The sequence below is a fragment of the Sphaerospermopsis sp. LEGE 08334 genome (assembly GCF_015207205.1).
In the GTDB taxonomy this organism is placed as follows: domain Bacteria; phylum Cyanobacteriota; class Cyanobacteriia; order Cyanobacteriales; family Nostocaceae; genus Sphaerospermopsis.
This window is the reverse complement of the sequence record NZ_JADEXH010000009.1, coordinates 19,864-42,034: the sequence shown is the minus strand read 5'-3', so window position 1 is coordinate 42,034 and position 22,171 is coordinate 19,864. Positions and strand designations below refer to the sequence as shown.

24 protein-coding genes and 1 CRISPR repeat array are annotated in these 22,171 nt (G+C 37.6%); of the genes, 18 read left to right on the top strand and 6 right to left on the bottom strand.

Going from position 1 to position 22,171, the window contains the following annotated elements; all coding sequences use genetic code 11:
* Position 1 precedes the first annotated feature (1 nt).
* The 13 genes from IQ237_RS06805 (at position 2) to IQ237_RS06745 (ending at position 9,694) form a co-directional block, all read left to right on the top strand.
* Positions 2-574: a hypothetical protein gene (locus IQ237_RS06805; RefSeq protein WP_194053567.1), complete on the top strand. Its 573-nt coding sequence runs from the start codon at positions 2-4 to the stop codon at positions 572-574.
* A gap of 39 nt (positions 575-613) precedes the next feature.
* A complete protein-coding gene (locus IQ237_RS06800; protein WP_194053565.1) occupies positions 614-1,930 on the top strand; it encodes a TIGR02710 family CRISPR-associated CARF protein in 1,317 nt (438 codons plus the stop codon).
* Positions 1,931-1,998: 68 nt separating this feature from the next.
* Positions 1,999-2,565: a Uma2 family endonuclease gene (locus IQ237_RS06795; RefSeq protein WP_194053563.1), complete on the top strand. Its 567-nt coding sequence runs from the start codon at positions 1,999-2,001 to the stop codon at positions 2,563-2,565.
* 24 nt (positions 2,566-2,589) lie between these two features.
* Positions 2,590-3,453: a CRISPR-associated RAMP protein Csx7 gene (csx7, locus tag IQ237_RS06790; RefSeq protein ID WP_194053561.1), complete on the top strand. Its 864-nt coding sequence runs from the start codon at positions 2,590-2,592 to the stop codon at positions 3,451-3,453.
* Positions 3,454-3,574: 121 nt separating this feature from the next.
* Positions 3,575-4,204 carry a hypothetical protein gene (locus IQ237_RS06785; protein WP_194053559.1) on the top strand — a complete coding sequence of 210 codons (630 nt, stop codon included), beginning with the start codon at positions 3,575-3,577 and terminating at the stop codon, positions 4,202-4,204.
* A gap of 27 nt (positions 4,205-4,231) precedes the next feature.
* Entirely contained in the window at positions 4,232-5,158 is a 927-nt protein-coding gene (locus IQ237_RS06780) for an RAMP superfamily CRISPR-associated protein (protein WP_194053557.1), read from the top strand.
* Positions 5,159-5,329: 171 nt separating this feature from the next.
* Positions 5,330-5,791 (top strand): hypothetical protein, encoded by a 462-nt coding sequence (locus IQ237_RS06775; RefSeq protein WP_194053556.1) that lies wholly within the window; start codon positions 5,330-5,332, stop codon positions 5,789-5,791.
* 8 nt (positions 5,792-5,799) lie between these two features.
* Positions 5,800-6,831 carry an RAMP superfamily CRISPR-associated protein gene (locus tag IQ237_RS06770; RefSeq protein ID WP_194053554.1) on the top strand — a complete coding sequence of 344 codons (1,032 nt, stop codon included), beginning with the start codon at positions 5,800-5,802 and terminating at the stop codon, positions 6,829-6,831.
* Positions 6,832-6,833: 2 nt separating this feature from the next.
* Positions 6,834-7,454, top strand: a complete 621-nt coding sequence (locus tag IQ237_RS06765) for a hypothetical protein (RefSeq protein ID WP_194053553.1) — start codon at positions 6,834-6,836, stop codon at positions 7,452-7,454.
* Positions 7,455-7,857: 403 nt separating this feature from the next.
* Positions 7,858-8,079, top strand: a complete 222-nt coding sequence (locus IQ237_RS06760; RefSeq protein WP_194053552.1) for a hypothetical protein — start codon at positions 7,858-7,860, stop codon at positions 8,077-8,079.
* 32 nt (positions 8,080-8,111) lie between these two features.
* Complete coding sequence (locus IQ237_RS06755) at positions 8,112-8,588, top strand: hypothetical protein (RefSeq protein WP_194053551.1); 477 nt, start codon at positions 8,112-8,114, stop codon at positions 8,586-8,588.
* Positions 8,589-8,643: 55 nt separating this feature from the next.
* Entirely contained in the window at positions 8,644-9,048 is a 405-nt protein-coding gene (locus IQ237_RS06750; protein WP_194053550.1) for a HEPN domain-containing protein, read from the top strand.
* A 370-nt stretch (positions 9,049-9,418) separates the two neighbouring features.
* Positions 9,419-9,694 carry a Calvin cycle protein CP12 gene (locus IQ237_RS06745; protein WP_194053549.1) on the top strand — a complete coding sequence of 92 codons (276 nt, stop codon included), beginning with the start codon at positions 9,419-9,421 and terminating at the stop codon, positions 9,692-9,694.
* 180 nt (positions 9,695-9,874) lie between these two features.
* Here the strand turns inward: IQ237_RS06745 and IQ237_RS06740 are convergent, their stop codons facing one another.
* Together IQ237_RS06740 and IQ237_RS06735 are read right to left on the bottom strand one after the other, a co-directional pair.
* Positions 9,875-10,831: a heme o synthase gene (locus IQ237_RS06740; protein ID WP_194053548.1), complete on the bottom strand. Its 957-nt coding sequence runs from the start codon at positions 10,829-10,831 to the stop codon at positions 9,875-9,877.
* Positions 10,832-10,976: 145 nt separating this feature from the next.
* Complete coding sequence (locus IQ237_RS06735; RefSeq protein ID WP_194053546.1) at positions 10,977-11,900, bottom strand: heme A synthase; 924 nt, start codon at positions 11,898-11,900, stop codon at positions 10,977-10,979.
* A 575-nt stretch (positions 11,901-12,475) separates the two neighbouring features.
* Between IQ237_RS06735 and IQ237_RS06730 the strand changes: the two genes are divergently transcribed.
* From IQ237_RS06730 to IQ237_RS06720, 3 genes are all read left to right on the top strand, one after another.
* Complete coding sequence (locus IQ237_RS06730) at positions 12,476-13,552, top strand: cytochrome c oxidase subunit II (RefSeq protein ID WP_194053544.1); 1,077 nt, start codon at positions 12,476-12,478, stop codon at positions 13,550-13,552.
* Between the two features lie 128 nt (positions 13,553-13,680).
* The gene (ctaD, locus tag IQ237_RS06725; protein ID WP_194053542.1) at positions 13,681-15,375 is read left to right on the top strand and encodes a cytochrome c oxidase subunit I; all 1,695 of its coding nucleotides are present in this window, start codon (positions 13,681-13,683) and stop codon (positions 15,373-15,375) included.
* A gap of 138 nt (positions 15,376-15,513) precedes the next feature.
* Positions 15,514-16,131, top strand: coding sequence for a heme-copper oxidase subunit III (locus tag IQ237_RS06720; protein ID WP_194053540.1), 618 nt, complete (start codon positions 15,514-15,516; stop codon positions 16,129-16,131).
* A 427-nt stretch (positions 16,132-16,558) separates the two neighbouring features.
* On the opposite strand, the gene IQ237_RS06715 is transcribed toward IQ237_RS06720, so the two are convergent.
* Positions 16,559-16,858, bottom strand: a complete 300-nt coding sequence (locus IQ237_RS06715; protein WP_194053538.1) for a hypothetical protein — start codon at positions 16,856-16,858, stop codon at positions 16,559-16,561.
* 359 nt (positions 16,859-17,217) lie between these two features.
* Positions 17,218-17,388 (bottom strand): chlorophyll a/b-binding protein, encoded by a 171-nt coding sequence (locus IQ237_RS06710; RefSeq protein WP_096569692.1) that lies wholly within the window; start codon positions 17,386-17,388, stop codon positions 17,218-17,220.
* Between the two features lie 313 nt (positions 17,389-17,701).
* Between IQ237_RS06710 and ald the strand changes: the two genes are divergently transcribed.
* Positions 17,702-18,793, top strand: coding sequence for an alanine dehydrogenase (ald, locus tag IQ237_RS06705; protein WP_194053536.1), 1,092 nt, complete (start codon positions 17,702-17,704; stop codon positions 18,791-18,793).
* 638 nt (positions 18,794-19,431) lie between these two features.
* Positions 19,432-20,632: direct repeats of the CRISPR family, unit length 37 nt; unit sequence ATTGCAATTAACAATAATCCCTATTAGGGATTGAAAC.
* Positions 20,633-20,804: 172 nt separating this feature from the next.
* Here the strand turns inward: ald and IQ237_RS06700 are convergent.
* Positions 20,805-20,936 carry a WD40 repeat domain-containing protein gene (locus IQ237_RS06700; RefSeq protein WP_194053732.1) on the bottom strand — a complete coding sequence of 44 codons (132 nt, stop codon included), beginning with the start codon at positions 20,934-20,936 and terminating at the stop codon, positions 20,805-20,807.
* Between the two features lie 85 nt (positions 20,937-21,021).
* Here IQ237_RS06700 and IQ237_RS06695 point away from each other — a divergent pair, with 85 nt between their 5' ends.
* On the top strand, positions 21,022-21,486 hold the full coding sequence (locus IQ237_RS06695; RefSeq protein WP_194053534.1) for a hypothetical protein: 465 nt from the start codon (positions 21,022-21,024) through the stop codon (positions 21,484-21,486).
* An 84-nt stretch (positions 21,487-21,570) separates the two neighbouring features.
* Here the strand turns inward: IQ237_RS06695 and IQ237_RS06690 are convergent, their stop codons facing one another.
* Positions 21,571-21,969 carry a nuclear transport factor 2 family protein gene (locus IQ237_RS06690; protein WP_194053532.1) on the bottom strand — a complete coding sequence of 133 codons (399 nt, stop codon included), beginning with the start codon at positions 21,967-21,969 and terminating at the stop codon, positions 21,571-21,573.
* Positions 21,970-22,171: the final 202 nt, after the last annotated feature.

The window sequence follows — 22,171 nt, the reverse complement described above, 5'->3', positions numbered from 1 at the left end:
TATGTCAAAGATTTCTGTTATTGAATTAGAACAACAAGTAACTTTAAGAATTAATCAAGAGTTAAGTAAACAATTGGATGATGTCATAACAAAGATGCAAGAGATGGCTAAAAATTTTGATATTAAGCAAGTGAAAGAACGTTCTCCCTTAAAAAATGTTCTTACAACAGCTACAGATCCAACATCTTCTATAGAAGTAATTAAAAACTACATCCGTTATCAAGTAGGCCGTAAGGATGCTAGTAAAATCTGGAAACTGGAAAAAATAGAGAATGGAAAAAAGGAAATATTTGCTCATGCAGTAATTAACCAAATTGATGGTTTAATTAGCAACATTAACAATATCTTTCAATCTATAAAATCCAGTATAGATAAAGAATTAAACCCATTTTTAGGAGAAAATGATCAAGATTGTATCAACCCTAAAATGAATAATCAGCAACGAGAGAAACTAGAGTCACTCAAAGAATATTTACAGAAAAATGAATCCAGTATCAGTAAACATATTCATCTGAAATTAACGCAACTTTATCTTGGTTATCTCAGCCGTGAACACACAGCTTTAATAGCTTAATTAATTCATAGTAATTTAAATACAGGAGACAATTAAATCATGCCAAAAATTCTTTTAATTACAGTCGGTGGTTCTCACCAACCTATCATCACCGCTATTCGTGAACTACAACCAGATAGAGTTGTTTTTCTTTGTTCTGATGGTCCTAAAGGTAGTAAATCACAAGTAATAGGAAGCGGAACACCTTGTGAAGTAAGACGCGGAACAGAAGTAATTGAAAAATTACCAAATATTCCTACACAAGTAGGATTAGGTGATAAATTTCAACCAGATAGAGACATAATCTTGATTGAAGAACCAGATGATTTATCAGAATCTTATCTGAAAGCATCATTATGTATTCAGAAGATTCAGGAAACTGTTACAGATGCTCAGATGATGGCTGATTATACAGGTGGTACTAAATCTATGTCTGTAGGTTTAGCAATGGCATCTGTGGATTATCAACTGACACTATATGTAACTACAGCAGTCCGCACAAATATTATCAAAGTTGAACGAGGAGAACTAACAGGACAAGCAACAGTCGCCCCTGTAGTTGCACAACGCACTATAGAACAATTTTTACCTATTTTCCTACAACAGTACAACTATCCAGCAGCGATCGCACAACTGAGACGTTTATTATCATCAATGGCATTGCCAGCAGAGGTTAGACGGCAAATACAAACTTTATATGCTTTTTGTTCAGGTTTAGATGCTTGGGATAGATTTGAACATAGAGACGCTTTAGAGTTATTAGAACCTCAAATGAGAAATCCTGTAATTAGGAATTTAGTTCTATTTCTCAAGAAAGTAATTAATAGTAGAGGACAAATAGATGAAAAATTTGATTCTAGTAATGGTACAGAAGGACATGGTTATGAAATAGTTCAAGATTTAATATTAAATGCAGAAAGACGCGCTGAACAACAACGTTATGATGATGCAGTAGGAAGACTGTATCGAGCTTTAGAATTATTAGCTCAGATTCGTTTATTGAAAACCTATGGTATTAAAACAGGTGATATTGATACTGCCAAATTACCAGAAAATTTACGGGATAAATATGAGAAAAAACGTTCTAATATTAAGGGAAAAATACAAATAGCTTTAAGAAGTAGCTATGATCTTTTAAGTGAAATTCCTGATGATCCCATAGGCAAAATATATCAAGAAAATGCTAATAAAATCATCAATGCTTTAGAAGTTAGGAATAACTCCTTATTTGCTCATGGCTTTCAGCCAATTACTAGCACTGACTATGAGAATGTTAGTGAAGTATTTGTTAACTTCATTAAATCTTCCATTAGTTCTGTAGTTAGCAATAAACCACAAATACAACCTCCTCAATTTCCAACTGACCTAGAAATTTAATCCCTTGATTAAGTCTATAATGTCCACAGAATAAATAGATTTATTCCTACTATATAGTTTCTAAAACTATGACTTCCACTCCCATCTCCAACTTAATCTCCTTAACAGACTTCCTCAAACTACCAGAAACCAAACCAGCGAGTGAATATATTGATGGTAACATCTACCAAAAACCCATGCCTAAAGGTAAACACAGCGCCATACAAACATATTTAGCACCTGCTATTAATCAAATTAGCATACCTAAAAAAATAGCTGGTGCATTTACAGAACTGCGTTGCACCTTTGCAGGTCGTTCTCTTGTTCCAGATATCAGTATTTTTAATTGGGAATTAATTCCCCTTGATGAGAATGGAGAAATTCAAAATGAATTTACAATACCTCCTAATTGGACAATTGAAATTTTAGCACCAGAACAAAGTTCAACCCGTGTAATTAACAATATATTATTTTGCTTAAAACATGGTACTGAATTAGGTTGGCTTATTGACCCTCAAGAAGGTTTAATTATGACTTTTTTACCCCATCAACTACCAGAAGTTAAGCAAAATCAAGACTTTTTACCTGTTTTAAATTCTTTAACAGCATGGGAAATATCTGTTGAGGATATATTTAGTTGTCTCCGTCTCAATTAATTAATTATAAGTGGTATAATCATTATGTTCGACACATTCAAAAACCGCCTAGAAATCACCGGAAAACTCACAACAATCACCGCATTACGCATAAGTGCAGGACGTTCCACCGAACCTATCGGCACAGATTTACCCGTCATCAAAGACGCATTAGGACAACCATTAATACCTGGTTCTAGCTTCAAAGGTGCAATGCGATCGCGCTTAGAAAGTTTCCTCAGAGGAATAGATCCCAGTTTTGCAGAAGATCCCGCAGATTTCACAACTACAAATAGAAACAATGAGGTTAAAGATTTAAAAGAAAAATACAAAAATAATGACTTTCAATTAACAGAAAATTTGGTAGAAATGACAGATTTAATCTCTCGTCTCTTTGGTTCACCTTGGATAGCAAGTAAATTTCAAATAAGAGATTTAAACGTAGTACCTGACACCTGGTTTGGACAATATCAAGAAAGAGATGGAGTAGCAATAGATAGAGACACAGAAACCGCAGCAGATGGTAAATTATACGACTTTCAAGTAGTACCAGCAAGTACACAATTCCAATTTCATGCCATAATTGAAAATGCCGAAGATTGGGAATTAGGATTATTAATGATTGGGTTACATCAATTTGAAACCCAACAAATTCCCCTGGGTGGTGGACGTTCTCGCGGTTTAGGAGTTGTTAAACTAAATATAGATACAATGTGGTGGCTAGATGTTAACAACAATCCCGAAAAATTATTAACTTATTTAACAGAATTAGTTAATAGTAAAATAGGAGATAAATTACCTAGTTATCAAGACGCTAAAGATTTTAAAGATGCTTGGACTAAAGCACTTATCAAACATTTAAGGGAAAAAATACCCAATCACCCGCCCAGAACTGAAGTTCCGGGCTAATAGTCAAAGTCCGTTAAAACGGACTAAATCTATGAAATATAGTCGTCTTTAGACGACTTGCGCTATTAGCCTCAGAATTCATTCTGAGGCGGGCTAAAAACCAAACTAATAAGAGGTAAATATGGCATTCAGTAATTACAAAACCATTGGCGAAGTGCTAAAAATATTTCAAGTTACTTACACTGAAATTGACTTTATCAATGAAATTGCTTATAGTATTTCTGACTACTTCCGCGAAGATTTACAATTCATGATGCGCGAAGGAGTAGTTGATAATTCAGACTTAGCTATCTGTCAAAATCTGATTTATCCAGTCATTAAAGAAATTTGGAAAATTTACCGTGAACATTTTATTGTATGGAGTCAAAAGTTCTTAAATTATGATGATAATAATGAAGAAATATCACTATTTCCTCAATACATCTTAGCTAAACGTTCCCCATTAGGTAAAGTTGTTTTTGATCAACCATACTTTATTTTGGTTGAAGCAAAACAAGATAACTTTGAAACAGGTTGGGCGCAATGTTTAGCAGAAATGATTGCTGCTCAAAGATTAAATGGAGAATACCAAATTATTATTTTTGGTATTGTTTCTAATGGTATAACATGGCAATTTGGAAAATTAGAAGGTGAACAATTTACCAGAAATAGCACTTACTACACCATTCAAGATTTAGATAAATTATTTAGGGCTGTAAATTTCATTTTTAAACAATGTGAAATACAGTTAAATAATTTAGTTGCTGCTTAATTTCTATTTACCATCAATTTAAAAGATATGCACAAAAAACTCGTCAATCACTGCACCATAGATTTAACCATCATTCCCGATGGTCCAATTCTGATAAAATCGGGTAAAGAAGGAGCAGATCCCACAAAACCAGACATGGAATTTGTGGAAACCTATCACGCTGGAGGACGTACAATATATTTACCGGGAAGCAGTTTAAAAGGTGCTATTCGCGCTCATGCTGAACGTATTGTCAGAACAGTAGGAGGTGATAATAATACCCAAAAACTTTGGGCAAGTGATCCAATGAAAGGTGATTATTTACCTAAAAACTTATCAAGTCATGAAATATATAAACAATCATCATTTACAGATCAAATGTTTGGTAATACTTCTATTGCCAGTAGAATCAGAATAGAAGATGCTTATCCTGATAATTCTAAACCATTAAAAACAGAAGAAAGAAACGGTGTAGCAATAGATAGAGTATTTGGTTCTGTCGCTGTCGGACCATTCAATTATCAAGTTTGTACTGCGGGAGAATTTAAAACCAAACTACATTTAAAAAACTTCACCTTAGCACAATTAGGTTTAATTGGTTTGGTATTGCGTGATTTAAACGATGGTTGGTTTGGTTTAGGTTTTGCTAAATCTCGCGGTTTAGGAACTGTAAAAATCAAACTAAATAAAGCCGTTGTTGAATATCCTGGTTGTGTTTTATCAGAAGATAAACAAGAAATCTGCGCTTTCGGTACTAACAAAAAATGGCGAAACACTTTTTTATTAGGTGTAGGTGAATTTTTAACCGAAAATGATGCAAAATCTTATAATTTTCCATTAGAAGATAGTCAAGATACACCAGTAGCAGCACAATTGATGGATTTAGATTTTGGTGTAAAATTAACTTGGCAAGAGGGAAATGTTCATGATTTATTTTCCCGCAGTGTTAAGTCTTGGAGTCAAGTATTAGTTTAGACGGGTATTTTCAGAAGACTATATGAGACAAATAAGCCTTAAAAACCTAACCCCCCTACCCCCCTTCCCTACAAGGGAATGGGGATTATAAAGCCTCTCTCCTTGCAGGAGAGAGGTTTGGAGAGAGGTTTTTTATAATGAATGACTTGACAAGTATCTGGTAGGTGCAAAATGACAGCTTTTGTAGGATATAAAGAACATCCTTTATCAGTTTCAGATTTATTAGATTTATTAGAATTAATCAATAAATCACTCACAGATCATACCTATTATTTTCTACGTTGGACTCATAGAGTCAGTGGAATTAATAAATTCGAGAAAACCTCGATTAGTGAGCAATTTCAATTTCCCATGTTAGAAGGACAAATGTTTAATCATGAGTTTGAACTAAGATGGAAATACAAAAAAGATAATACTTATGAAGTTTTACTTTTAAGTATTAATGGGGCAAATTCAGAATTTAAACCATTAGAAAAAAAATGGCAACTAGAAGAAAGAAATGCGTATTTTTATCCATCTACAGAAACCCGCTTTCCCAAAGGTTTTAATTATCCCAAACATCTAGAAATAAAACAACGATATTTTCTAGATCAAACAACCGCAACTGTACATTTTGTAGCACTCACATTATAATCATAAACATGACTTACCAACCACCGAAAAAACCAATTCCTAAACGTGCATCTGATTCAGAAAATCCCAAACCTTATGATTTTGTATCTTTTCCCAAAGAAAGACCTAATTTACAGCGTCCCTATGGACATCATAAATATGATTCAAATAGGTTACACGGTACACTTTACCTGACTTTAAAAGTGCAAACACCCCTTCATGTTTCCACTGGTGCTGTAGTTTTGGGTAGCGATATTGGGACAAAAATTTCTCTAATTAAAACAATGGTGCAAGGAGTTGATAATAAATTATCAATTCAAGGTAGTTCTTTAAAAGGTTGCATTCGTTCTGTCTATGAAGCAATTACTAATAGCACCTTACCAGTTATCACTTCTAGATATAAAGATAAAATTCCTCCAGAACGTTTACCTTGTAAAAATAAAGAAAAACTTTGTCCTGCTAGTCGGGTATTTGGTGCATTAGATTGGCAGGGTTTGATAGAATTTAATGATGCTAACTGTGAAACAGTCAATTTCTCCACAGGATTTATGCCTTCTTTATATGCTCCACGTCCCAAATGTGAAGCATATTATGAAAGGGGTAAAGTTGCTGGAAGGAAGTTTTATTTTAATACTTCTAAAGCGATTGACAAAGGACAAAAAGAAGGAATTTCTGTACAACAAGCAGGAAGAGAATATACATTTAAAACAGAAATACAATTTAAAAATTTACTTCCTGAAGAATTAGGAACATTATTAATTGTTTTAGGACAAGACAAAAAATATCCCATTGCTTTAAAAGTAGGAGGTGGTAAACCTATTGGAATGGGAACAATGACAGTAAATGTAGATAAAATCAATCAACCGCAAAATCTAAAACAGCGTTATTCAACTTATGAAATAAGTGAAGATGACGAATTAAATGGAGCTAAATTAGTGCAATTTATCCAGAAATATATTCAAATTGCACATTCACGCTTGATTCAAAAACCACAACTAGAAGAACTTGCAGCTATTTTACGTTATCCCAGTGATAGACTACCACCAGAAGGAATGTATTAATTATGAGTTTAACAGATGGACAATGGGAAATTGCTCATGCGATCGCACAAACTTTAGTCCAAGAAGATACAGATGTCAACGAAGTAGGTAAAATCCTTGCATATCTGCGGACAATAATTGATAAATCTGATGCTACATCCCGATTTTTAACCTATCTCAAAACCTTAGTTAAAGACGGTAAACAAATTGGACACAGTGGTAAAACTTTTGGATATTATCGCAATATAGAAATTACCTGTAGTCAGTATTTTAAACCTAACAGTGATGCTCAAACTATTCTGCAAATTTTAGGTTGGGTATCTCGCTTAATGCGATATTACAAAGATGCAGGTGTTCCTGTGGGGGAAATTATCACACCCGCAGCACCAGTTGTCGAGTCAGCACGTCAAGCGGAAATAGCTAAAGTTAGGGAGTCTCAAGAGTTTAAAGAAGGGGATGTAATAGAAGCAAAAGTTACTAAAATTAACAGTGGTAACAGGGTTACTTATGAAATATTGGGAGTCATTAAGCTGACTGAGAAAGAACCGAAAAAAGCAAGTGTTTTGAAGGAAGGACAGATAGTAAATGTGAAAATTGTTGCTTTGAAAGAAGATGGGAGTATTAAAAGTGTTAAATGTATTTGATTAATAGTTTTTTACCAACTTAGGGATAAATTTGATGCTATTGACCGCAAAATTCTTTATAATCAAAGAGTAGTTTTAAGAGGTCAGATTATGACTGGATCAGGGTCAAGCTTCAAAACAGGATTTGACTCATATTCCGCATGGACGCATTGTGAATCTTTTCAACAACAGTACAAAACTGTTACTCAGTCTCAAGTAACACTCCAGGTTGTTACTAATTCTTCTATTTTCCTGGCTTTAAATCCTACTTTCATCATTAAAGTAGCTTAAAAACAAGCCTGCTTGATTATGATAGCTCTACTTCTTGTAGAGTTATCATAAAATTCTAGGTAGAGTAAATCTAGGTTTAACAGCAGTATTTAGCTCTCCAGTTTTTATAGAAAGTAGAGGTTAAAAGTAAATTATGAGCAAACAGGAACAAAATCAGGTGTTGTTGGTTACTGGTGTGCAAGTAGCAATTGATGAGGAACATAGGATATTAATAGCAGGAATGCTTTCAAAAAGTCCATTTGTGGAAGATGACCAACAATCATCAACTGCAAATCCGATAAATTTTGCATTTACTAGACAGCACGCAGCATTTTTAAGAGATAGACTAGATGAATTTTTGAACGGAGAAGTATGACTTATAATAGTAGTTCAAGGCAGGAAAACTTATTGCCAAAGTCTTGCAGACAACTTGAGACTAACACGACTTGGAGTCAACTTAATTCGTCTCCTTTAGGTTATTTACGCTTAATTCCTGCCAACTCAGCAAAAACTTATGGTTTGATTCTTCCTGAAATCCAAAAATTAGTTGAAGAAATAGTTACAGAAATAGACGAGGTAGAAAGAGTTATAGCAATAGCTACTAGCTTTCCAGATATTCATTGGCTTGATTTTCAAATTAAGCTAAAAGCAGATACTGAATTATCCGACCAAACCTGGGAAAAAATTCAGGATCTGGTAATTGATTGTGAATGGAAATTAATAGATGATTCTGCGGAAGAGTGGTATTTTCGCCCTCAAATAGTAGATAAATTGTATTTGCACAGAGATGCCATAGTAGCTGATTCTGACCACAAACAAGGCAAGGAGGTAACTAGACCAAAAATGTGGTTAAGTAATTCTCCTAAATTCAATGTAGTCAAGTAATTATCCTAGCTTCATTGTGCTTTAATTATCTCTAGTCTCGCTCTGCCAATAAATCATGACTTGTGAACGTTACCTTGTGCAAGCTCAAAGTAATGAGAATGCAGCACGCAGTATCGAAAGTGTTTATCCCGATTGGTCGATAACTATGTGTTTTTATGCAGCATTGCACTGGGTAGAGTATTATGCTTGTCATAAAGGCGATGATATATCAAATCAATTTCCAGAAAAATCTCCTCATGACTCTCGTCGGGGTTATGTTCGTCAACTTGCAAAGAAACTGAATAACAGAAGTCTAGAGAAATTGTATAATGATCTGGAAAGTGCGAGTAGAAAATCTAGATACTTAGAAGGTGTCAAATACACCAGTGCAATAGATTATTTCCAAGGACATGAATCAGAAGTAGGTAAGTGTTTTGAGAAATTACAGCAGATAAAAGATATTTTGAATAAAATAAAATGATAAAATAGTCTGTATGTAAAATTCCCCGTCAGGGGACGGAAACAAACTATCGTCCTATGCTGAATTGGAGTCCAATCCCATTACAAGATTGATTCCATGCCATGACGAAAATATTAATCCGTGAGATGCTGGATGATTAAATTTACCAATCTCCCATCTCTCTTCCCCGCAAGGGGATTAAATCTCAACCACAAAAACAGTATAGTAATTAACTAAAAAATTCTCTTTAAATTGTTAACATTAATCAGAGTTGAGCCAATACTGCTTGATGAAGTTTTCAGAGGATATCACCATCAGGATCAGAATTAATTGATATCCCTTATTACCCCCATATCAATCTTTATCTCACTCGAAAAAAGGTGAAAGTATCATGACAACCTTCAACGGAGTTAACGCTGCAAACAACTCCGAAAAAAATCAACAAAAAACCATTGAACAAGCAATACTAGATGCTATTGCCGAAGCCAGAGAAGCTTGTGATCAAAACGGTATTAATTCCCCTAACTGTGCAGTAGCTTGGGATATAGTTGAAGAATTGCAAGCAGAAAAAGCCCATCAACAACAAGCAAAACATCGTCAGACATCCCTAGAAAGTTACTGTGAAATGTATCCAGATGCTCTAGAGTGTTTAATTTATGATCTGTAGAAATAGGTGACAGTTGACAGTTGACAGTTGACAGTTGACAGTTGACAGCGAAGATGGGGAGAAATATTTACCTCTTGCTTCTTGCCTTCTGTTCCCTGTTACCTATCCTAAAAAAACGATCGCACCCCCAAAACCCAGGAATGCGATCGCTTTTTCGTTGCATTTATTTGTGTAAATTTCTTAACCAAGCAAATGCAACTGACTAAGAATTGTACTCACAAGATGATGAGTAATTGGTAAACTATCCACCACCATCCCCAAACACAGCAACATCATGTAAGAGATGGAATATAGAAACAACTCCCTAGCAACAGTTTTATCCTCTGGGTTTTGTAACAACCGCCAAGACTTATGGACAAATACCCCACCCAAAGTCAAAGCAATTACCATATACACAATACCACTAGCGTGTAAAGGATAAAACAGTAATACTGTAGCAGTTACAGTAATTACCGTGTAAAACCAAATTTGTCTCACCGTGGCTTTATCACCTGCAACCACAGGTAACATCGGAATCCCTACTTTTGCGTAATCATCCCGAATCATTAACGCCAAAGCCCAGAAATGAGGGGGAGTCCATAAAAAGACAATGGCAAAAATTAACCAAGCTGCCCAACTTAAAGTATCTGTCACCGCAGCCCAACCAACCAAAGCCGGAATTGCACCCGCAGCACCACCAATAACAATATTTTGAGTGCTGTGGCGTTTTAGCCAATGGGTATAGACCAAGACATAAAAAACGATACCAGAAAATGCTAAAAGTGCAGCCAAGAGATTGGCGAAAACAGCCAAGAGAGTAAAAGAACCCACAGCCAGAGCGATCGCAAAAATCAACGCATCACGAGGCTGCACCCTACCAGAAGGCATAGGACGATGGCGCGTCCTTTCCATGTCATAATCTATATCGCGGTCATAGATACAATTAATTGTTTGGGCGCTGGCAGCAGCCAAAGTACCACCAAGCAGCGTTACTAACAATAGCCAAGGATCAACTTGCCCTTTAGCAGCAATCCACATACTACCAGCCGTTGTAATTAACAGCAACGGAATGATCCGGGGCTTAGTTAGCTGATAATAACTTTGAATCACCTGAAAAAATGAATCATGGTGGCGACGAGAGACATTAGTCTCAATCATGTTAGCTCTCTCTCTTTGCTTAAATTTGTTAATAACTGAGGGAATAGGTGACAGGTGACAGTAAAGAGGTAGGGGAAGCAGGGTAGGGAGATTAATAACCCAATGCCCAATGCCCAATGCCCAATGCCCCATGCCCCATTACCCATTACCCATTAGCATGACTAACCGTGCTGTCACGCAAAGCTAAAACCGTAAATACCACCAAAGTACCCAACAAAGTAGCACCGACAGCTTGGTGAGTTACGGTGAGAGGTTCGACTTGTAGATGTAACCGGAAGGTGGCAACACCTAACAGCAGTTGTAAAATCAATAACCCACCTGCCATATTTGCCAATTTTCGTAAAGCAGGATGTAAAGCAGGTGTACGCCAGGAAATTAAGACAACAGCTAAAATTGCTAACGTTGGTGGTACTAAACCAAAAATGTGGCTATACATCACACCACAAAGTTGATCCCCGACAAAACATTGATGCAAAGCCCAGCGAGAACCTACCAAAGCGCCAAGTAAACTTTGCAGATAAACCAAAACCGCAGCAACCAAACCCACCCAAGGCAGTTTTCCTACAGTTCCCGTACCTTGATAAGGGCTAAGTGCCGTACCAATGACTAAAAGGGTAGTGAAAAATAATAACGCCGTTCCCAAATGGGCAGTCACAATATCAAACCGCAACAATTCGGTAACGGTAAGTCCTCCTAAAATTCCTTGGAAGACAATTAAAAACAAAGCAAAAGTTGCAGCCCAAGGCAACCAGTGAGGTAAAACCCGACGATGCCACCAGGATAAACCAGCTAAGGCGATCGCGCTAAAACCAATCAAAGCTGCATCTAATCTGTGAAACCACTCCAAGAAAACCTGGAGATTCATTTGTTTAGCCGGCACTAATTCCCCATAACACAAAGGCCAGTCTGGACAAGCAAGACCAGCATTCATCACGCGGGTGGCACTGCCTATAGCCATCAAAATTAAAGTAGCTATGCAAATTTTCCACACCAAGCGACGAATCACTTCCTTGGGGCTGTTTTGTGGTGCGGCCGCTTCATTTTGTTGTTCTAGGACAAATTCGTTCATCAAAGATACCTTATCACCGCTTGAGGTAGAAGCTATTTAAAATAGTCTGTTGACCTAAATTGCGTGAGTTGAACCGTTGGGAAATGGAGATGTGGAGAGATGGGGAGGCAGGGGAAGAAGAAGCAGGGTGCAGGGTGCAGGGGGGAGAATATTAACTTTTGCTTTTTACTTTCTGTCACCAGTCACCAGTCACCAGTCCCCAGTCCCCAGTCACCAGTCACCTATCTCCACCCTAACTTATGAACTAGGGTTGAAAAATTGACGTTACCTTATACTTTGAATCACCAACACAACTTTTCGCTGTAAGATTTAGGCATTTTTTAAGATAGCAATAATTAATTGTTGACATTTATTTAAATTTCACTGGAAATTTTCTAAAATTTTCCTTAAATTTGGCTTTTAATTATCATTTATTCTTGACAACATGACTATGGATACCTTTACTCAAGATTAGCGACATAGTTAAAAAATTTAATAAAAATTTCAGACATTGAGAGTCAAGATACCCAACCCTGCACTACCTTAGTAAGTGAGTTACTGTGAAATCAACGTAGTTAATTCCATTAAGTTAAGCCGTGAAAATTCCAAGTTCGATCTGGACACTAATCATAGGCATCGTGCTAACCCTGGTCAGTCTTTGGTACGGTCAAAATCACGGGCTGTTACCCGCAGCCGCAGCAGATGAAGCCGTATTGATAGATGGTCTATTTAGTGCGATGTTGACCGTCTCTATAGGAATATTTCTCATAGTTGAAGGCGTTTTACTCTACTCTGTCTTAAAATACCGTCGCCGTCCAGGTGACAACGAAGATGGTCCACCAATTGAAGGTAATGTACCTTTAGAAATACTCTGGACAGCGATCCCAGCAATTATCGTTATTGGTATTTCCGTTTACAGCTTTGATGTGTACAACCAAATTGGTGGATTAAATCCCCATTCAGCCCATGAAGCACCAATCATGGAAGAATCAATGTCCATGGCGGGAACTGCTATTGCAGCCACTTTAAGCGATACACCTGGCAGCACAAAACCAAATCTGAATCAAGAAAAATTTGACGCTGCTATGGAAGATCCAGCCACCGCAGCAGTTCGTAATACAGAAATTCCCCAAATGCAAAATGCTCCTGGTGTGGGTAGTGTCGCTCCCACCTTGGGCGCAAGTCGGGAAAAAGAAGGACAAGCGCCGCAGTTAGTTGTTAACGTCTCTGCCTTACAATATGCTTGGTTGTTCACCTACCCAGATACAGAGGTGACAGTGGGAGAACTTCATGTTCCCATTAGCCAAGAAGTAGAACTGAACATGAGCGCCAACGATGTCATTCATGCTTTTTGGGTGCCAGAATTTCGCCTCAAACAAGATGTGATCCCCGGTAGACAAACAGAAGTTCGTTTTACACCCAGAAAAGAAGGTACTTATACTGTAGTGTGTGCGGAACTCTGTGGACCATACCACGGCGCAATGCAAACTCAAGTAATAGTAGAGTCCCAAGCAGCTTTTGATAGTTGGATGCAAGAACAGCTAGTAGCCAGTAAAGACAACTTAAATCAAGCTGTGGCCATGAACCCAGCAGATATGTCAGTAGATGAATTTCTCGCCCCCTATATCCAGGAAATGGGTATTCACTCGGAAATGCTACATCAAGTTCACTAACAAGACTTACGCAGAAGTTACGGAAGAATGAACCACTAAGGACACGAAGGTAAGAGGTTTTGAGAAGTTTTTTCTGTAAGTTCTGTAAATCCAAAATCTAAAATCTAAAATCTAAAATCCAAAATCGAATGACCCAAGCACAATTACAAGAAACTACCAATATTTCTCACCTCCAGGAAGAACCAGGGGTAAGAAAGTGGTGGGAATTTTTCACCTTTAATACCGACCATAAAGTAATCGGCATTCAATATCTGGTTACATCCTTTATTTTTTACTGTATTGGCGGAGTAATGGCTGATTTGGTGCGGACAGAATTACGCACCCCAGAGGTGGATTTTGTCACCCCGGAAGTTTATAACAGCTTGTTTACACTCCACGCCACGATCATGATCTTTTTGTGGATCGTGCCAGCAGGGGCGGGTTTTGCTAACTATCTCATCCCGCTGATGATCGGGGCTAGGGATATGGCTTTTCCTCGTTTAAATGCGGTGGCTTTTTGGATGATCCCCCCAGCCGGTCTATTACTGATCGCTAGTTTGGTTGTGGGTGATGCCCCAGATGCTGGTTGGACTTCTTACCCTCCCCTCAGTTTGGTAACAGGCCAAGTGGGTGAAGCGATCTGGATCATTAGCGTCCTGCTATTGGGTACATCGTCAATTTTGGGGGCGATTAATTTTATTGTCACCCTCTTAAAAATGCGTGTTCCCAGTATGGGAGTCCATCAAATGCCTTTGTTTTGTTGGGCGATGTTGGCAACTTCGGCTTTAGTATTGCTATCTACACCAGTTCTCGCTGGGGCGTTAATTCTCCTATCTTTTGACTTATTAGCAGGGACTACATTTTTTAATCCCACTGGGGGCGGTGATCCGGTAGTTTACCAGCATATGTTCTGGTTTTACTCTCACCCGGCGGTGTATATCATGATTTTGCCTTTCTTTGGGGCAATTTCTGAGATTATCCCTGTACATTCCCGGAAACCGATATTTGGTTATAAGGCGATCGCCTATTCTTCTTTGGCTATCAGCTTTTTAGGTTTAATCGTCTGGGCGCACCATATGTTTACCAGTGGTATTCCCGGTTGGTTGCGGATGTTCTTTATGATCACTACCATGATCATTGCTGTACCCACAGGGATCAAAATCTTTAGCTGGTTAGCAACTATGTGGGGTGGCAAAATTGAACTCAATACCCCTATGTTGTTTGCAATGGGTTTTGTGGGTACATTTGTGATGGGCGGTGTCAGTGGTGTGATGTTGGCCTCTGTCCCCTTTGATATTCACGTTCACGATACCTATTTTGTCGTTGCCCATCTGCATTATGTCCTGTTTGGTGGTAGTGTGTTAGGCATTTTCTCCGCTATCTATCACTGGTTTCCGAAAATGACAGGGCGGATGATGAACGAATTTTGGGGTAAGGTTCATTTTGCCTTAACCATTGTGGGTTTAAATATGTCTTTCTTACCCATGCACAAACTAGGAATGATGGGTATGAATCGCCGTGTTGCCCAATATGACCCGAAATTTACCACTTTGAATGAAATCTGCACCTATGGAGCTTATATTCTCGCCATTTCCACATTACCCTTTATTATCAATGCGGTATGGAGTTGGTTCTATGGTGAAAAAGCACCTAATAACCCTTGGCGCGGACTTACCCTAGAGTGGATGACGACTTCACCACCGGCAATTGAGAATTTTGAGAAACTGCCGGTTTTAACTACTGGTCCCTACGACTACGGCGTGAAACACAAAAATGTTGATGTCAGTAAAGTATTAAGTGCTAAACCAGACGAACCCTATCCCACCATTGAGTCTGGCGTGTAAATTCGGTAATGGGTGATTGGTGATTGGTGATTGTTTAATAAGTTTGATGTTTACCCATTCCCAATTCCCAATTCCCCATTCCCAATTACCCATTACCCATTACCAATTACCAATTACCAATTACCAAATAAAAAATTCATGCAAAGTCAAATAGCTAACACTACGATCATTGAACAAAATCGTCATGAGGCTGTAGATGCCCATCATGAAGCACATCCAGATCATCGTTTGTTTGGTTTGGTCGTGTTTCTGATTGCTGAAGGTATGATTTTTATGGGTATGTTCGGAGCTTATTTAGCTTTCCGTTCTACCTTACCTGTCTGGCCACCGGAAGGTACACCAGAGTTAGAACTGTTGTTACCTGGTGTGAATACTATAATTTTGATTGCCAGTAGTTTTGTCATGCACAATGCTGATACTGCCATCAAAAAAAATGATGCTAAGGGAATGCGTACTTGGTTAGCTATTACTGCGCTGATGGGTGCGATTTTCTTGGTAGGCCAGGTTTATGAATATACTCATCTGGAATTTGGTTTAACTACCAATCTTTTCGCTAGTGCGTTTTATGTTCTCACCGGCTTTCACGGTTTGCACGTAACCATCGGGGTTTTAGCGATTTTGGCAGTGTTGTGGCGATCGCGTACTCCCGGACACTATAGCAATGAACATCATTTCGGGATAGAAGCCGCTGAATTATACTGGCACTTTGTGGACGTAATCTGGATAATTTTGTTCGGATTACTCTATTTATTGTAGGTATTTATTTTGTGGTTATTCACTCCACTTGAATTCCAGTCCCCCATCCAGGGGGTTTTTTTATCAATTGATAATTGACAATGGAAAATTGACAATGGAAAATTGACGAGGAAATAAATCTCTGACCTCCCTTGCTTGCTTCATTGCTCGCTATTATCTCTCTCTTCTGCATTAATCCATAATTAGGGCTTGCTGAATAAATGTAAAACCCAGATATATCAAGGGTTACAGGTGGTCAGTGAGCTTGTCGAACTGTTGATAAAGAGGAAAAAAGTGCAAGGGTTTTGAAGGGTATACCTGAAAAAGTGTGCATTTTTTGGGATTTTGAGAGATGGCAAAGAAATTTGAAAATCTCCTCCTGACTCCTATACCCTCACGGAAAGACTTTCTCAGCAACCCCTAATTATCAATTATCAATTATCAACTATCAATTATTTTGACGTGGTTTTTTTTTGGAAACTGTAATGATTGGTAATGGTGGACTAGAGGGTTGAGGTGGTAAATAATGTTGCACTACAGTTTCCTCTGAGATGGGGGGTTGCTGCTGCATCCGCCATAATTTCAAGGCTAAAGCTACTCCTGTTGTTCCTAAACCAAAGGTGAATAATGACCAGCTATCATCTAAACCACCAATCAGTGCATCTACTATACCCATTGTAACTAATACACTAATGATAGGTTCTTTCCGGTAGGCTGACTTCAAAAAACGAGGTAATATAGCGTTCATCACAGCTTACTTTCCGCTAACTTTTCTTGTAAATTGTTCCACAATAGCGCAATTGCTATTCAATTATCATTTCTAGCTATCAAGGTATCTCACATTATAGTTTTCTGGGTTCAAAATAGATGTGTGGTAATTCACCATACTATATACAGATATTGCCATACGTTTTCTATAAAGTTAAAACCAGTTGGATGATCCAACTGGTTTTTACTGTTCTAATTTCTAGCTTACAGTTGAAATCGTTGGTTTGCAGTGGTACAGCAACTGCCAAGATGGTGAGGACATTAACAGATGATAAAACTCAGATACTGAGTAACTCTGTCACCTGTCACCTGTCACCTGTCATCTGTCACCTACTCTAACTATTTCAAACCCAACCAAGCAAGTACACCTTGATTAGTGACATATTCAATCACGACCATTAAGATAAAACCAATCATAGCTGCCCTCCCGTTTAAACGTTCAGCATATTCGTTAAAACCAAATTTGGGTTCTTCTAATTTGGGGGTAACGGTTGGTTGTGGTTGTGTCATAATCAAAAGTTCCTCTCTAAAAAAATGGTGATTGGCAAACGAAACTTAACTGTCTTTTCTGAAATAGTGATGGGGTTTGAGCTTGAGATTCTTATACAAGAATCTGGGATAGCTTGATGCAAACCCTTGCTTTACAATTTTTAATGTTTCTTTATCTATTGTAAGAACTGTGGAAGATTCGTCAAGGGAGGAGCGATCGCTAAATTTGCGATTTTGAATAATTGAATACGGACGGAGTGGAACAAATACTGCACTCTAGAGTGAATCATAGTGAATCCAAAATTATTAGAGGTTAATTAGAGGTTATAAATAAATGGAAATCGGTGTACCTAAAGAAACTAAAGATCAAGAATTTCGGGTGGGTTTGAGTCCTTCTAGTGTGCGGGTTCTAACGGAAAGCAGTCATACTGTGTTTGTAGAAACTATGGCTGGTGATGGTGCTGGTTTTACAGATGATGATTACCGTAGTGCGGGAGCAAAAATTGTTGATACAGCAGAATCTGCATGGCATCGGGAGATGGTTGTTAAGGTCAAAGAACCTTTAAAAACAGAGTATAAGTTTTTGCGAGAAGACCTGTTATTATTTACTTATTTACATTTAGCGGCTGATCGGCAATTAACAGAAAATTTGATTGATGCTGGAACTTGTGCGATCGCCTATGAAACCGTAGAACAACCAGGAGTAAATAGACTACCTTTGCTCACGCCCATGAGCATTATTGCAGGACGGTTAGCTGTACAATTTGGTGCAAGATTTCTGGAACGTCAACAAGGTGGTAGAGGTGTACTTTTAGGTGGTGTACCTGGAGTTAAATCTGGTAAAGTCGTCATTTTAGGCGGTGGTGTTGTGGGAACAGAAGCCGCTAAAATTGCTGTAGGTATGGGTGCTTCGGTACAAATTTTAGATGTCAATGTAGAACGGCTATCTTATTTAGAAACTTTATTTGGTTCTAGAGTAGAATTACTTTATAGCAATTCTGCTCACATTGAAACCGCTGTAAAAGAAGCTGATTTAGTCATTGGTGCAGTGTTAATACCAGGTAAAAAAGCACCTATTTTAGTATCTCGTGAATTGGTGAAACAAATGCGTCCTGGTTCGGTAATTGTGGATGTGGCTGTTGATCAAGGTGGATGTGTGGAAACATTACACGCCACATCTCACACCAATCCAGTATATATTGATGAAGGTGTGGTACATTATGGAGTTCCTAATATGCCCGGTGCTGTACCTTGGACTTCTACTCAAGCTTTAAATAATAGTACCTTGCCTTATGTGGTGCAGTTGGCTAATTTGGGTGTGAAAGCTTTAGAAGTTAACCCCGCTTTAGGTAAAGGTTTGAATGTGAAAAATCATTGTTTAGTACATCCCGCTGTACAAGAGGTTTTTCCTGACTTGGGTAAATAGGTGAGAGGTAACAGGTGAGAGGTGACAGGTGACAGGTGACAGCTTTGATAGTCTGTTGTTGTTTAGGTTTTATTTTAGTTACCTTTTTGACCTCTTGCCTGTTGCTATCATTCTGCTATATAAAACCTAGACAAAGCTAGACTTTATTTTCTACTTCAACAGGAGCATGGGAGCGGCTATCCCTCGGTAGACTTGCACGCTGTAGCCCAACGCGACTTTCTCAAGTTAAGATTTGGAAACAGACTACCACTATCAATGCTTGGTTTTCGCGTCGGTAATAGTCTTATTCAATACTTGATATCTGAGGATTATATATCAAGTTGGCATTTTTCTGAGCCAACTTATGTCCATTTTTGTCAACATAAGTATAGTTTGGTCTATAAAATTGTCAACTTAGGACAAGCTCTAGTTGGCGCGGATGGGGGGGTGTAAAAAATGGGTGTTGTCAAAAAATGGCTGTATCTCTTGATAGGCTTGACTTTGGGGCTATTTATGTTCTCCAGACACTCGCGCACCTTACACAGACTGGGTTTGGGCGTTTTTTGCTCTTGACACGATTCCTGAAATGGACTATGATTATGTCATCCGCGCAATCGAACCTTGAAAACTAAATATACTAAGGGTTTCAGACTCCGGCTATTGCAATTAACAATAATCCCTATTAGGGATTGAAACGTGAAGTTCCATTCCGATCCAAAACCATCCGACTATTGCAATTAACAATAATCCCTATTAGGGATTGAAACAGTGCTGGCGCTTCTGGTGCTGCCTTGTCTGGTATTGCAATTAACAATAATCCCTATTAGGGATTGAAACGCAATTATCGGTACTTCTGGAAGTGGTAAGACTCAATTGCAATTAACAATAATCCCTATTAGGGATTGAAACTAACTGTTGATAAACTCAAGAGAGCGATCGCAGATTGCAATTAACAATAATCCCTATTAGGGATTGAAACGCATCCGTGGGAATACCACCAGGAATAGGTTCAGTAGTATTGCAATTAACAATAATCCCTATTAGGGATTGAAACCTCCAGCAATTGAAATATTGGCTAAAAGTTCTTATTATTGCAATTAACAATAATCCCTATTAGGGATTGAAACTGCGATTGTCATTATTATCAGTTTATTTTTTCGCCATTGCAATTAACAATAATCCCTATTAGGGATTGAAACTTTTCAATCTCAACTGAATCAATTTGTCCATCAGCATTATTATTGCAATTAACAATAATCCCTATTAGGGATTGAAACCTCAATCTTATTCCTTGTAGCTTTGCCCAATCTATTATTGCAATTAACAATAATCCCTATTAGGGATTGAAACTAAGCCCATCTTCAAGCATAGCCAAAGACTTGCCAATTGCAATTAACAATAATCCCTATTAGGGATTGAAACATCAGGAGGGCAGGAGAAGGCAATGGCAGAAGAATTGCAATTAACAATAATCCCTATTAGGGATTGAAACAAGTCTGACGTGATTATTGCTTTCATCATTCTCATTGCAATTAACAATAATCCCTATTAGGGATTGAAACGAGACGGTATTTTAAAACCAGTAACTTGGCTATGGTTGTAGTCCAGATTGCAATTAACAATAATCCCTATTAGGGATTGAAACGCCCAAGGCAAAATCAAAGAGCCAACGAATGAATTGCAATTAACAATAATCCCTATTAGGGATTGAAACATATATTTTCCTCTCTGCTCCTGGGTGCGGAGAGCCAGAATTGCAATTAACAATAATCCCTATTAGGGATTGAAACTTTCTATGGTGGTAAACCTAATGTTTCTGCATAATTGCAATTAACAATAATCCCTATTAGGGATTGAAACGGAAAAACTTGAAATTTCATCCTGTAAATCCTTGAATCCTGGACATCCTGATTCAGACAAAGAAAAATAATCTATGAGGAAATGTTGCCGAAGAGATGAGGTACACAGTGAGCGGATCGCAAGAGTTTTATTCTCTGTACCTCATAGCACTGGGAAGTGCTGTATAAATTGTCTATAATCGCCAAACCTTAATAGATTTATCACCACTACCACTTATTAAAGTTTTACCATCTTTACTCACAGCTAAAGCATAAATACCCCCAGCATGACCTTCAATAGTGCGGGTTAATTTCCCAGTTTTGATTCAATTCTGTTGCTTCTTGTTCCGCAAAAGTGCAGAAATTAAGAGATGATAGAATTGACTGTATTAAAGGATGATAATTTTCACCATGAATAAATTATTAGATGAATCACTGTCTTTACAAGTTGCCGAAAGTATCAAAAGTAAAGCGAAAAAGCCTTTTGATAATGCTTATAAAGCGGTTTTGATAACTGAGGGTGCAAAGTATGTTCAAGGTTTTATAGTTTTTAGTGGTAATCCATATAAACCTGTTGAACACGCTTGGATTGAGTTAGAAAATGTAATTATTGATCCGACTTTTCCTCATTTAAAAAGAAAAGCAGAGAGCATTTGGTATTTTCCTGCCCAAAGTTTGACTGTGAAAAAGCTAAAAGCAATTATTGAAGAATCAGAGGAAGATTATCCTGAAGATGATCCTTTACCAATTTATGGTGATGCACCTTATGAATATTATGGGGATGTAATGTTAGGTGATCAAAAATATTTGGATGCTTATCAAGCTGCTGAGGTTAAATGTCGAGAAATTAATGGTTTAGATGCGGAGAAAAATTAATATTAAATAGGAGTCAGGAGTCAGGAGAGGAGGTAGGGGAGGAAAAGTTTTTGAATAATAACTAATGACTAATAACTAATGACTTTAATACGATTTACCATCACTACCAAAGTATTCTCTGTAGCTGCAAATCTTATCACCGCGCACATCAAAGGCAACTGCAACCCGATTTTTATAAGGTTGTCCAAATAATTTGCCTTCATCACGAAATTCAAAGATGACTGTTTTTTCGTTGCTGGTAATGTTGTCTAAAGAAGTTAGCTTTAGTCCTGGTTTAAAGGCTTCAGAAACATATTCAAAAAATTCTTTTGCTCGTTCTTTACCTGTATTTAAACCTTGAAATTTACCCATAGGAAACCAAAAGGTAAAATCATCGGTAAGCATATCTAACAAGGCTTGCCATTCACCAGTTTCTAGTCCTTGTGTAAAATGCTCAAATGCTTGTTGAGCTACTTTTAAAGTGTTTTCTGATGTATTCTTCATTTATGTTGTGATCAATTATCAATTATCAATTATCAATTATCAATTGATAAAAGAAGCGATCGCAGTTCCGTTATAGTTGTACTTGATAGTTTTACTATGGTTGTGCGATCGCCCTAATTAATTGACACCTAGCCAAAGGAATCAATTCATCAATTATTATATTTCTGATCTTGTGAATATTGGGTGTAGTGTTATACCCATC

Coding starts and splice junctions, on each gene's coding strand:
- IQ237_RS06780 (WP_194053557.1), top strand. CDS start 4,232: ATGCACAAAAAACTCGTCAATCACTGCACCATAGATTTAACCATCATT.
- IQ237_RS06750 (WP_194053550.1), top strand. CDS start 8,644: ATGACTTGTGAACGTTACCTTGTGCAAGCTCAAAGTAATGAGAATGCA.
- IQ237_RS06695 (WP_194053534.1), top strand. CDS start 21,022: ATGAATAAATTATTAGATGAATCACTGTCTTTACAAGTTGCCGAAAGT.
- IQ237_RS06740 (WP_194053548.1), bottom strand. CDS start 10,831: ATGATTGAGACTAATGTCTCTCGTCGCCACCATGATTCATTTTTTCAG.
- IQ237_RS06745 (WP_194053549.1), top strand. CDS start 9,419: ATGACAACCTTCAACGGAGTTAACGCTGCAAACAACTCCGAAAAAAAT.
- IQ237_RS06770 (WP_194053554.1), top strand. CDS start 5,800: ATGACTTACCAACCACCGAAAAAACCAATTCCTAAACGTGCATCTGAT.
- IQ237_RS06760 (WP_194053552.1), top strand. CDS start 7,858: ATGAGCAAACAGGAACAAAATCAGGTGTTGTTGGTTACTGGTGTGCAA.
- IQ237_RS06690 (WP_194053532.1), bottom strand. CDS start 21,969: ATGAAGAATACATCAGAAAACACTTTAAAAGTAGCTCAACAAGCATTT.
- IQ237_RS06800 (WP_194053565.1), top strand. CDS start 614: ATGCCAAAAATTCTTTTAATTACAGTCGGTGGTTCTCACCAACCTATC.
- IQ237_RS06765 (WP_194053553.1), top strand. CDS start 6,834: ATGAGTTTAACAGATGGACAATGGGAAATTGCTCATGCGATCGCACAA.
- IQ237_RS06805 (WP_194053567.1), top strand. CDS start 2: ATGTCAAAGATTTCTGTTATTGAATTAGAACAACAAGTAACTTTAAGA.
- IQ237_RS06720 (WP_194053540.1), top strand. CDS start 15,514: ATGCAAAGTCAAATAGCTAACACTACGATCATTGAACAAAATCGTCAT.
- ctaD (WP_194053542.1), top strand. CDS start 13,681: ATGACCCAAGCACAATTACAAGAAACTACCAATATTTCTCACCTCCAG.
- IQ237_RS06785 (WP_194053559.1), top strand. CDS start 3,575: ATGGCATTCAGTAATTACAAAACCATTGGCGAAGTGCTAAAAATATTT.
- IQ237_RS06795 (WP_194053563.1), top strand. CDS start 1,999: ATGACTTCCACTCCCATCTCCAACTTAATCTCCTTAACAGACTTCCTC.
- ald (WP_194053536.1), top strand. CDS start 17,702: ATGGAAATCGGTGTACCTAAAGAAACTAAAGATCAAGAATTTCGGGTG.
- IQ237_RS06715 (WP_194053538.1), bottom strand. CDS start 16,858: ATGAACGCTATATTACCTCGTTTTTTGAAGTCAGCCTACCGGAAAGAA.
- IQ237_RS06775 (WP_194053556.1), top strand. CDS start 5,330: ATGACAGCTTTTGTAGGATATAAAGAACATCCTTTATCAGTTTCAGAT.
- csx7 (WP_194053561.1), top strand. CDS start 2,590: ATGTTCGACACATTCAAAAACCGCCTAGAAATCACCGGAAAACTCACA.
- IQ237_RS06735 (WP_194053546.1), bottom strand. CDS start 11,900: ATGAACGAATTTGTCCTAGAACAACAAAATGAAGCGGCCGCACCACAA.
- IQ237_RS06710 (WP_096569692.1), bottom strand. CDS start 17,388: ATGACACAACCACAACCAACCGTTACCCCCAAATTAGAAGAACCCAAA.